General features: G+C 29.3%; 12 protein-coding genes and 1 pseudogene. 6 read left to right on the forward strand and 7 right to left on the reverse strand.

Annotated features, from left to right (window positions below):
- The 3 genes and pseudogenes from CBF33_RS09600 to CBF33_RS09725 all read left to right on the forward strand — a co-directional run.
- On the forward strand, positions 1-308 hold a 308-nt coding region (locus CBF33_RS09600), incomplete at its 5' end, for an LPXTG cell wall anchor domain-containing protein (RefSeq protein ID WP_148112239.1).
- A 149-nt stretch (positions 309-457) separates the two neighbouring features.
- Positions 458-1414 (forward strand): annotated as a pseudogene (locus CBF33_RS09445) (IS30 family transposase).
- A gap of 212 nt (positions 1415-1626) precedes the next feature.
- The gene (locus tag CBF33_RS09725) at positions 1627-1791 is read left to right on the forward strand and encodes an IS3 family transposase (RefSeq protein WP_170167792.1); all 165 of its coding nucleotides are present in this window, start codon (positions 1627-1629) and stop codon (positions 1789-1791) included.
- A gap of 85 nt (positions 1792-1876) precedes the next feature.
- On the opposite strand, the gene CBF33_RS09450 is transcribed toward CBF33_RS09725, so the two are convergent.
- From CBF33_RS09450 to CBF33_RS09465, 4 genes are all read right to left on the reverse strand, one after another.
- Positions 1877-2113, reverse strand: coding sequence for a hypothetical protein (locus tag CBF33_RS09450; RefSeq protein ID WP_126763746.1), 237 nt, complete (start codon positions 2111-2113; stop codon positions 1877-1879).
- Between the two features lie 120 nt (positions 2114-2233).
- Positions 2234-2602 (reverse strand): DUF5388 domain-containing protein, encoded by a 369-nt coding sequence (locus CBF33_RS09455; RefSeq protein ID WP_126763748.1) that lies wholly within the window; start codon positions 2600-2602, stop codon positions 2234-2236.
- 2 nt (positions 2603-2604) lie between these two features.
- The gene (locus CBF33_RS09460; RefSeq protein ID WP_126763751.1) at positions 2605-3402 is read right to left on the reverse strand and encodes a ParA family protein; all 798 of its coding nucleotides are present in this window, start codon (positions 3400-3402) and stop codon (positions 2605-2607) included.
- Between the two features lie 868 nt (positions 3403-4270).
- Entirely contained in the window at positions 4271-4819 is a 549-nt protein-coding gene (locus CBF33_RS09465) for a hypothetical protein (RefSeq protein WP_244919704.1), read from the reverse strand.
- 327 nt (positions 4820-5146) lie between these two features.
- On the opposite strand from CBF33_RS09465, the gene CBF33_RS09470 reads away from it, so the two are divergent.
- Positions 5147-5815, forward strand: a complete 669-nt coding sequence (locus CBF33_RS09470) for a hypothetical protein (protein WP_126763755.1) — start codon at positions 5147-5149, stop codon at positions 5813-5815.
- A 130-nt stretch (positions 5816-5945) separates the two neighbouring features.
- Positions 5946-6032 (forward strand): putative holin-like toxin, encoded by an 87-nt coding sequence (locus CBF33_RS09730; protein WP_483409797.1) that lies wholly within the window; start codon positions 5946-5948, stop codon positions 6030-6032.
- 488 nt (positions 6033-6520) lie between these two features.
- Here CBF33_RS09730 and CBF33_RS09640 read toward each other — a convergent pair whose 3' ends face one another.
- The 3 genes from CBF33_RS09640 to CBF33_RS09485 form a co-directional block, all read right to left on the reverse strand.
- The gene (locus CBF33_RS09640) at positions 6521-7378 is read right to left on the reverse strand and encodes an SAV1803-related protein (RefSeq protein ID WP_244919705.1); all 858 of its coding nucleotides are present in this window, start codon (positions 7376-7378) and stop codon (positions 6521-6523) included.
- Between the two features lie 423 nt (positions 7379-7801).
- Positions 7802-8779: a S41 family peptidase gene (locus tag CBF33_RS09480; RefSeq protein ID WP_170167793.1), complete on the reverse strand. Its 978-nt coding sequence runs from the start codon at positions 8777-8779 to the stop codon at positions 7802-7804.
- A 129-nt stretch (positions 8780-8908) separates the two neighbouring features.
- The gene (locus CBF33_RS09485) at positions 8909-9622 is read right to left on the reverse strand and encodes a plasmid mobilization protein (RefSeq protein ID WP_126763759.1); all 714 of its coding nucleotides are present in this window, start codon (positions 9620-9622) and stop codon (positions 8909-8911) included.
- A 1071-nt stretch (positions 9623-10693) separates the two neighbouring features.
- Between CBF33_RS09485 and CBF33_RS09490 the strand changes: the two genes are divergently transcribed.
- On the forward strand, positions 10694-11910 hold a 1217-nt coding region (locus CBF33_RS09490), incomplete at its 3' end, for a collagen binding domain-containing protein (RefSeq protein WP_170167794.1).

The following is an 11910-nucleotide window of genomic DNA, read 5'->3' on the forward strand; positions in this document are numbered from 1 at the left end:
AACCAACGGAACCAACGGAACCAACAGAACCAACAGAACCAACGGAACCAACAGAACCAACAGAACCAACAGAACCAACAGAACCAACAGAACCAACAGAACCAACGGAACCAACAGAACCAACAGAACCAACAGAACCAACAGAACCAACGGAACCAACAGAACCAACAGAACCAACAGAACCAACATCTAATAAATATTTGCCTCAAACAGGAGAAAAAGATGGTAGCTATGAACTAATTATAGGTTTAGGATTGATTTTGTTTGGAGTTGTGATTTATACAAAAAGAAAATATGAATTTAATTAGAAGACTATAACGACCTCCAAAATCTAAATTTTGGAGGTCGTTATTTTTATGTTCGCCGATTGTAAAATTAAGCTAGACAATTAAAAAAATCATTTGTGATAAACTTAAATTGTATTTCCAACCAAAGAAAACAAAGAGAGTAATCACAAATGACCTATGCATATCTTACTACAGACGAGTTGATTTTGATAGAATCTTATTACCATCAAGATAAAAAAGGAACATACGTTGCTAAACAGTTGAAACGAGCAAAACAGACTATCTATAACGTTTACAAAGTTTTTGATGAAGGACTATCTGCACTAGATTACGACAGAAGATATAAAAATAACAAAAAGAATTGTAGCAGACGGCCTATTTCTTTATCTGATGATGAAACAGAATATATTCAAAAGAAGGTTGTTCAAGGATGGACTCCAGATGTCATTGTTGGTCGTGCCGAGTTTCCTATTTCATGTTCTATCAGTACTTTATAGATTATTTAGGCAAGGACTGTTTGATTTGACTGCATTACCTATGAAAGGTAAAAGAAAGGCGAATGGTTATAAAGAAAAAAGAGGCTAATAAGCCTTTAAAAGAACCATCAATCAACGTAATAGGGACTATCAACTCTTTAATAATGAATTGTGTCACCTTGAAGGTGACACAATTGCTGGGAAAGACCATAAAAGTGCTGTTATCCCACTCGTTGAAAGACTATCAAAAGTGATTATTATGTTAAAACCAATAGGTAGACGAGCAATAGATATCGAAAATAGTTTAAATAAGTGATTTAAAAAGCTTCCATGCTATCTATTTAAATCAATCACATTCGATTGTGGTAAAGAATTTTCTAATTGGAAATCAATCAGCAATCTAAATGATATTGATATTTATTTTGCTAATCCAGTAACACCATCACAACGATGCTTAAATGAACACTCTAATGGGGTATTACGTAAAGATGGATTACCTAAACAAATGGATTTCAACGAAGTTGAGGAATGTTTTATCTAATCTATCGCACCTAAAAAAATAATATTCCTAGAAAATAATTAAACTATAAAACACCATTGGAAGTATTTTTGAATTATATAGACAACAATATTTTGTCTAGCTTAATTTGACAAATGAAAGATTAAATATGATGTTAGGTTTAAAATAAAAATGATTCTAAAATATCATGATAAAGCAAGTATTTAAGCTATCGTAACTAAAGAAACAGATATAAATAAAAGAATACTGTGATAAGAGAACTGATCCACTTACGTGGGACACAATAAAAAGTACTTCTTGTTGAATTCAAGTAAAATGAATTTAACAGGAGGTGCTTTTTAGCATGGGAACAAGAGTATCGTATCCATTAGAAGTGAAGCAAGCAACAATAAAGATGAAATTAGAAGGCAAATCAACTGTAATTCAAATCGTGATAGATTACATTAAGTATTATAATAAAACGGAAAGTAAACAAAAATTGGGCTACAAATCACCGATAGAATATTAGCAATTTGTAACCCAATAAGAAAGCTTTTTTGATACTGTCCCATTTTAATGAGTCAGTTCCGATTACTTTTTTGTTTGATATTCAATTAACAGTTATTATCTATAAGCTCTCTCACAAGCTCTGAGGCACTAATATCTCTTTCTTTAGCCCGTTTGGCTAATTTTTTCTTGTGAGTAGGTGTAAGAGTAAACGTTGTGTTAATTACACGCTCTCTTTTCTTTAGCTTTTTTTTATTTGTTTCTACCGTTTCTACTGATAACGTATTAATGTTTATTTTTACATAGTTTAAATAATTAATATCATTGTAAAAATGAAGATTCATATTCATTATTCTCCTTTATAATATATGACTGACTAACTTCAGGGTTAAGGGTTAATTAGCTCTTGTAGTTCAACTTTATTTTGATAAATTTTCTATCAATTATATTTGAATAAGTAAAACTTATCTCTTCCAGCTCTTACGAGTTTTATCTTCTAACACTCTATACTGAACATCAAATTTTCTTCTTTCATCTACTGTCATAGATTCCAAGACGTTATTAATAAGTAGTTCTAACGCTTCTTTTTGTGTATCGCCATAACCTATCAAAGATAGTGCATTTATCTGGTCACGAATACGTGTATCAATTTTTAACGTTGTAGGCTTTGGAATATATTCAGGTTCTGGAACAACTGTTTCCTTTACTACTTCTTTTTTAGCTTCAACAGGTTTTTCAAGTTGATCCATAGTAAAGGTTTGTTTTGGCTGAATATCAGGACCACGACTGATTAACTTCTTCTTTTTATTTTTATTAGATTGAACGAGTGCCATATTTATTCCTCCAATCTAGCTAAAAACTCATCTGTGACATTTTCGTACACTTCTCTTACCTTCTTATCGTGCATATCTTCATCAGTAATACCTGTTAAATCGTAGCGTTTTAAACGTTCCATATTGCGAATAGTCGTTTGGAAGATGTTATCAGAACCAAAGATTTCATTCGCTGCTTCAAGCGTTGAAACATCAACCGGTGCCCCATTTTTGAGTAATACTGGAAGTATACCTAAAACGTCTAGCGTAGGCGCATGGAATGTATCGATCACTTCTGATTGAATGTAACGCAGAAACGCTTCCGCACCTTGTAAGCTACGCTCATGTGTCTGCATAACGATTACACACCAATCAGATGCATATAAAGCCGAGTCAGTAATTAAAGAAATCGTAGGTGGAATATCTACTAAAATGTAATCATAGTTGGCTTTAAGAGGCTCTAACAATTGCGCAAAATATTGAACACGTTCATTATAATCTGTCATTCTTTCCATAAATCGTGGATACAAACTAAAGTCAGCACTAGACGCTAAAAGGTCTAAATTGTCTTTTATTGTAATAATAGCATTTGTTAAATCTTCCGATTGGATTGCTGCCATCATTGTTGTATTAAACACTGTCACTTCATCATCAATATAGTTTTTCGTCTTGATGAATAAGTTTGTAGCATTCCCTTGTGGGTCCATATCAACAAGCAATGTGCGTAGGCCTCTGTCAGAAAGTGTTTTTGCAATCATAGTACTATTTGTCGTTTTCCCTGTACCACCTTTAAAGTTACCGCATGTAATTACTTTAGCCATCTGTGTTCCTCCTATTGTTCTTTTCTTACATTATAAATGTTTTTTCTAAAGTATGCAAAAGAAAAAAAGTTTAAACAAAACAAAACGGTATTCAAGTATTCAAGTATGAAAGTATTCAAGTATGAAAGTATTCAAGTATGAAAGTATGAAAGTATACTAAAGAATAAACCTACAATAAGATCGTTTTTTAAGGTATTCAAGTATGAAAGTAGTCAAGTATTCAAAAGAGAAAAGGTATGCAAGTGTTTTTTCATACTTGCATACTTTCATACAATAATACCGTTTTATGAAACCTATTTAAATCGTTTGCAATCCTTGTTATAGTGTACTCAACAGTGTAATATCAACGTTTTATACAATTGAATATAAAAAAAGAGCCACAGCCGGCAAGCTGTGACACAAGATTCCTATTGACTATATTCTATCATAGTCAGCTCTTTTTTAAAAGCGTAGAAGCCAAACTGCGAACCTTAATAGATGGTAACTAAATGGAAAGGTTAAGCATTCGCCGCTGCAATAAGGAATGCTGCAAGCTCACTATGAGAAGTTACTCTACTTATTCTCGAGCCCAAGACGCGAAGACGGCGGCATAACGGTCTGGGTGGTAATCTGTTCCTTGCGAGGAAGGTTGCTTAACTCGATACGCTTTAGGGCAGATTTTAAAGCGTGAGTTAAGTGTGCGATCAGCACTAACAAGTAGAGATATACGTTGGCTCCGGCTTCTCCCGATAGACCAAATAAATGTTAAACCCTAGCTTCAGTAGAAATCGAAAAATGATTTTTGCTGAAACTAGGGTTTAACTATGCCATTTTCCTAACAAGCAGCCCTCATCCCAAATTATTTGAAACCTCTGAATAAGTCAAGTATTTAATCAAACTTTTCTTTTAATACTTTTACAAAATCTTCTTTAGAGATTGATATATTTAATTCGTTGTGAAAATTTCTTAAAGTACTATAACGATAAGGGCTTAAAGTGTAGCGTTTAACATCTTCTTGGTTTGATATTTGTAAACAGATTTTTTGATAAGTAGATATATAATTGTTAATTCTTGTATATAAACGATTAAAGTTGTTAGTATAATATTTTTTTTCTTCTTCATTGTTAAATATATATGTTGTTTGTTTATTTACAAACTCTTCTTGTATTATAGTTAATTTACTAAAGTCTAATGCTTTTAGAAATGTTTGATTTGTGTGTTTATCAATATAAGTTTCGTAAGGAAATAGGTGATTAGATTTTTTCATATAAGGTTTTATTTTAGATCTTAAAGGAACAGCAACTAATAAATTGTTTATATCTATAATCATTACACCATGACCTCTATTAGGATCAGTTTGAAATTCATCTAGTTTTTGGTAAATATAAAAATATTCTTCTGTCATTAAATGGAAATACAATGTATTTTTATTAAACATTAATATACCTCACTATTTTATAAAAAAAAAAGAGCCTTTCTTTTTAGAGTCGCGGGCTCTACGACTACGTCAACTATGAACATTTTCTTTTTAGAGTCGGTTTTGTCCTCCGACTACTTCTGTATTTATAATATCATAATTTTATAAATATATCAAGGTAGTGAATCAAGTTGACATAATGTTAATTAAACGAAGTCGCTTGCTGCATAAGGCGTTGCAGGAAAAAGATTGTGAATTAAAAATGGTATAGGTAGAAGAACGTTGAAACAGGTGGTTTCTTATGTTTAAAAAGATAGTGAAATTTATTATGAAAGGGGTTAGTTTATAATGTTTATTTTACAAAAAATATTTAATAAATTCAAAATACAAGAAGTTGATTTGGATTTAGCAACAAACAATTTAAAAATAAAAAAAGAAATTAGTGAGTTGTTTTCTTTTTTTGATGTAAAAAGAATTACAAGTGATTTATTTGATCCTTTGCATCGAGAAAAAAGACAAGAAGTAAATGTATATAGCTGTATCCCAGAGTTTGAAGTAATGTGTACAGAAGAAGAATTAAAAGAAGTTATTCAAGGAATGATGATTAATTTTTTGGATATGGGATTTGATACTTATGAGGGAATTAGAAACTTAAAAAAGGATAGTCAAGGAAAGAAATTATATGAGTATTCTCCTTGTAATAGTAGTAATTTATCTTTAATTCCTCAATTTGAGGAATTAAAGATAAATGTAAGATATAACAATATAATAGTTGGTGAGTTGAAAGGAGATTCTATAAAAAATTTAATTAATGTTTTTGACCAAGTAATATTTCGTTCTAAAGGAAGGTTATATCTTAAAGGTGGAAAGTGGAAAAAGTATGATTATATAGAGGATAAAGTTATTAAAGGGAAAGATTCATATAATTTAGCATTTTCTAAAATTGAATTTTATAATAAAGATGAATTTAATAAAGTAAATAAAAAGTTTTTTACTGTGGAAGAAAATAGTATGTAAGATTTCATTTCGATTATAAGATTATTTTGTTATAATAGATTTTGTAGAAAGTGAAAAGATGGTGGCTAATCTCTTGAAAAAGGGGTGATGCTTATGGTTCATAGCTTTATCCCTAGAAGGGAATAAGTAAGTGTCAACATTTGAAGCTATTCAACTGATGATCGCATTTGTGACGTTAGTTTTGCTGATAATTGACCATAATAACCCAAAAAAATAACCATCTAGCACTTTGACAGGCGTTTAGATGGTTAAACATTTAAATATAAGTCACCGTAGAGCATATGTTACCGCATGTGCTTTTTTTATTTCAAATTAATTATACATAAATTAATTTGTTGAGGCAAGTGATGTGTTTTTTAATCAACCTCATTAACTGAATCTAAGTTATTTGTTGTTAATTCATATTCATTTTTTTTAGTATATTTAACTATTTCATCTATAGTCTATACTTTTTAATTTATTGCCTGTAGCAACTGAATTAGCTAGGAATTGTTTTACTATTTTTAGATTCTATTATTTCGATAGTTTGTGCTTCTATTTTTCAGTCTTATGTATTTTTTTGTTTTCTTTATTTAATTTTTCATATTTATTTCTTTTTTTAGTGATAGATGAATATGATACACTTGAAACCAATAAAAAGACTTCCTTAATGTGTGTATCATTAGGGTGTACTTAAATGAGCTGTTTTAAACTTAGTTAATCTTTTTATAAAAGTGAATTTAATTTTATTAAAAGGTCTTCTCTCACAAAATTTATCATTTCTCGATTAAATTCTTTGAATTCTTTTTTTGAGATTCTGTCTTTATTATTTTTTATTTTATATAAAGTGGTTAAAATTTCTTTTCTTGAAACATCAATATGAAACCCTGCTTTATCAAGATTTGGATACGTTAATTTAAATTGTTTTATCATTTCTTGTTTTCGTTCTTCTTCCATTTTTCGTAAATCTTTTTCTCGTTTTTCAAATTGTAATTGCCGAGAAATCATTTCTTTCTTAAGTTGTTCAAGATAGGCTAAATGTTCTTGATAAAATGCTGTTTCAGATAGGTATAAGTCGATATAATTTAAAATGATTTTAGTATAATCGGGGGTTAAATACGCTTTATAATAACAATTTTTCATCCATTCTGGTTTTGGAATTTTTTTCTTAATATACCAATCATAAACCATCGGTTGTAAATAAGCAGCGTATCCTGGGAATCCAAGTTCACCATTAGAATCTTTAGCTATAATAGCATGTAAAATAAGATGTTCAAATAGATCACAATAAACTAAGTTTTCTTTTTTATGAAGTTCAAAAGGGTATTTATTTTTTATAATATGTTCGTTATTAGATAAGTTTAAGTATTTATCTTCAGCAATGTGATGGCAATATAATCCTTGATCAGTTTTTGAGTATTTTCCTTTAGTAATTTTTTTTATTTCCTTATTCAAGAATCGAGCATAAGATTTCTCTCTAAAGTAATCATCTTTAACAGGTCCATGTTTTTTTAATAATAGTTCAATGGCTTCGTTGTAAGATAGATTTAACAAATTTTTATAATAGTTTAATTTATTCTCCATACAAATCCTCCAAACTTAAAAAATTCATACTTTCTTTTATCATAGCGTATTTATGATGTAGGTTTCAAATTGAGAAATAAAACGCTAAATTGATAAAGCATTTATATTCTTAAATATCAGGCTACCAAAATAAAAATTATATTTACATAACATCTTATTTTAGCAAGATAATCTTTGTTTAAATTATTGGAGAACGGTTATAATAATTTAAAAGGAGGTTTTGCTATGTCTTGGCTATATTTAATAGGCTTAATTATTTTAATTTGCTTAGGAGCTTGGGGTTGGTTATCAAGAGCAAAATGGTTAGACGATCAAGTTAAAAAAAATAAGAAACCATAATTTAGTGGAAAATGAAAGTATAAAAATTATTAGCTATATTAATGCCGTTTGTATTTATAAGTTTAAGAGCTTTAATATAAATAGCTACCTCAGCAACCACTGGAGACTTTCTTTTTCTGGATTATCTGTAATAACATCTGGCACAATAGGATCTTCAGAATAGAAATTGTTATTTAAATCTTTTATTTTTGCTGAAGCAAGTGCTAAATAGTATCGATCATATAAAGGCATTTGAGTAACTCCTGTGGCGAATCCCATAGTTGGCTGACCAAATGTTTTAACATTTTCATTTCCTTTAAGAGCAATTAACACGACTTCTGCAGCACTTGAAGTTTGATTATCTGTAATTACTGCTATAGGAATTTCTTTTTTCTTACTAGGCTTAAATTTTTGAATAGTTTTCCCATTCATTATTAACTGATTCGATTTTAAAATAACTGAAGTTTCTTTTTCTTTTGATACAAATGAGAATATCTCACCATCATGAAGAAAAGGTGAGATAGCTCCTAACATTGGGCGCATATCGCCTCCATGATTTCCCCTTAAATCAATTATAACTCCTTGAATATTTTTGGCATTAGAAATATCTTTCAAAGATGTATGGATATATTTAGAGAGCTCATCTTGATTGTTTGCAAAATTTTTAGCTGAAGGTAAATATATTGTCAAAATATTATTTTCTAAACTACTTCTAGGGTAAACAGCTAGATTCTCATTAATGCGTTCAGTTGACTGTTTTTTTTCTATCGTAATCATTCGAGAATGTTTCCCACCAGCTAGTTTAATAGCTTCGTTTAAAACATATAATGTTTCGTCATAGTTTTGAGCTCCTTGTACACGAGATAAATATTCTTGTTCTTTAGAAGGCATATCATTTTCATCGCTAAAAATACCATATTTGTTCATAATATATAATCCATCTTTAACAAAACGTTGAGGACTAGGTTTAATTAGATAAATTGGTTTTTCAAAAAAGAATAGACCTAAAGGCGTTCCAAAAAAATAAACTATAATAGACATTATTATGATTAAAGATAATAATAATACACAGATTTTTTTCATGAAAAACTCCCTTCTAATATTTCTATAAAGGAACAGCAGTAACATCATTGTTTTTACAAGTATTTTATTGAAAGTACTATGATGTACATAACAAAAAATCTCCATTATGTAATAAGTATAAAACAAACCTCAATCAAAATCTTCTTCAAACTCATCAATAATTTCAAGCAGATTAAACCAATCTTCATCAGTAAAATGATAATCTAAATCAATCGCCTTCAATCTTAATTTTTCATAGTATTTAAACAACTTATCGCTTAGTCTAATTAGATCATCATCAGATAAGTTATCAATTGCTGAACTATGAATAAAATCCCATACGTATTCTTCAATTAATTCATCTTGATACTTTGATGTTCTTATCATATCTATTATTAAAGCAAAGCTGCCATGTATGTTTTCATATACTTCCTCTAGCAACACTTTTTTAGGTACTTCTAAATTGTTTTTTTGAAAGGCTTCAATCATTCTAATTGTGTCATCTTCAGTCAGTTTATCACTCGTAAAATTAAACGCTAATCTACCTAATCGCCTATATTCTTTTTTGATTAAACTATAAATATCATCTAGCTTTTTTTCTAGCGTATAAATATCTAAATCCGTAATTAATTGGTCGGTGTTAATACGTCTTACTAAAGCATTTATATTTTTACCTATGTAATTAATTTCTCTCGTCAACTTTCTATAAACAGACATGTCAACATTCAATCTAAAATAAGTTTTTGAAGCGTCCAGAAGGAACGCAGAGACTGATCCAAAACCTAATTCTTTTGCCTTCTTTTTCATTGCTTCTTTTTCTTGTGTTGTGACAGAAATTTTTAAGCTATCTTTTCTTTTTTTCATTCCTGTTCTCCTTTCTAAATTCGAGCAAAGCGACATAAAAATACGCCAATTTATTGTCGATATTTTGCTAACGGTTTTAGATGTAACCTAACAAGATAAAAAGAACATCTTTTTATGGGTGTGGTCACAAACCCGATGCTTGCATCTGAACCTATTTATAATTTTATTGTTGTATTTTATTTACAAAATCACACAACTTGTTTAATATTTGTTACTTTTATTAATTGGAAATCCATCTAATCTTTTTTTATTTTTAATAAAAATATTTTTATCAAAGATGCAAAATTATTTCTTGTTAGCAATCTAAAAGTATTGTTTATAAAAAAATAAATAGGTATTGGAATCATACAAAATAAAGCATGAAATTTAAACTGTTTATAATAAAAGTATTCTCAAAATTTGGAGTTAATTCGTTATAAAGAATCAATGATAACAAAGTTAACCATAGTCCACTAAATCTCAATATTTTAAATAGTATAGATCCTACAATACGTAATATTATTAAAATAAATTTAAGCGTAGATATTGCTATACTTCCTGAATCATATGAATTATACACAACATTTCTCCTCTTCTTATAAATAATGCAATAGCTTAAGTTTAATACATTTTTTTTATTTCAAAAGGTATTATTTTTTCACGGTTTAGCAAGTGTACGCTGCAAGTTAAATGTAATCGTGATTTTCGCTCACTCTTTTTTATACTGTTTTTGTATGCGTATATAAATAAATTATTTTATAGATGACTTTAAATTATCTTTAAAAGAATGATTTCTAGGAAAAGAAAAAATAGATTTTGTTAAAAATACCGAGGATTGTGCTTTAAGTTTCTTTTCAAGAAAGGAATTAGTTTAGTTTCTTTTACTGTATATAACATAGTAAAGGCAGATAGTAATTTTAAGCAAGGTATAGCTTTTTATCAAGGTTATCAATATCAATATTAATAATTATATTTAATTTAAATCCCTTACAGGATTTATCGTTTTATTTATATTTATATCGTTTATTGCATATTATGTTCATTTAGATTTCTGTTTATGTTATTCTCATATACTGAAAGGTGGAATAAATGATGAAAAAAAATAGTTATAAATCACTGTTGTTTTTAAGTGTTATTTTCATTTTTAATATTATTGCGATGCCAGTGTTAATTAATGCTGAAACTAATTTAGTTACATCTGGTGTGATAGATAATTTTGATTTTGAGCCCAATGAAATTAATGATGGAGAAAAAACACTTGTAAAAATTAACTTTAGTGAAAAAGAAAATGTTGATATTAGTAGTGGTGATACTTTAAGATTACCTTTTCCAAGTAATGGTGACGTGAATCTAAAAGGTTTTAAATCTAGTTTAGATTTGAAGAATATTAATGGGGAAATTTATGGAACAGTTCAGATTACAGAAGATGAAATATTAGTTATATTTAATGAAAAAGCAGATGAAATGGAACATATAAAAGGTAGCCTAAGTATTCAAGCTTTGGGGCGTAATACTTCGGGAGACCTTAATGAAGCTAATACAGGTGTTATTGATTGGAATTTTAATACTGACCTAGAGAGTAAAAAGCTGTATATACATAGACAAGAAGCTAGCAGTAGTAGTGTTTTTTATTATAAAACAGGCGACATGCTGACGTCAGATACAGATCATGTTCGTTGGTTTTTAAATTTAAATCCTGAGCAAAAAATAACGAAAGATAATATTATTATCAAAGATCAAATACAGAATGGGCAGTTATTAATTTTAGAGTCATTTTTGATTACTATAGCAGGACGTGAATTTAATAGTAGCTATAGCTTAGAAGAGTTTAATGAGTTAGGTATTGGAAAAATAGAAGTGTCTGGAAATAAGTTAAATGTTCAAATATTTCAAGAGCATTCTGATCATTCAGTAAATATTTTCTATAAGACTAAAATTATAGATAAAACACTTGAAAATTTTGATAATCATTCCCAAGCTTTTTATGAAACTGAGGATGGAGAAGACATTTCTAATGGAGATAGTTTTAACTATAGTGTTGCTAATATTATAGATGAAAGTGAAGCTAGTGGTGACCCTACAAAACCAACGGAACCAACGGAACCAACAGAACCAACAGAACCAACGGAACCAACAGAACCAACGGAACCAACAGAACCAACGGAACCAACAGAACCAACAGAACCAACGGAACCAACGGAACCAACAGAACCAACAGAACCAACGGAACCAACAGAACCAACAGAACCAACAGAACCAACAGAACCAACAGAACCAACAGAACCAACGGAACCAACAGAACCAACAGA

Origin of the sequence: Vagococcus lutrae (genome assembly GCF_003987555.1) — a bacterium.
Classification (GTDB): domain Bacteria; phylum Bacillota; class Bacilli; order Lactobacillales; family Vagococcaceae; genus Vagococcus_A; species Vagococcus_A lutrae.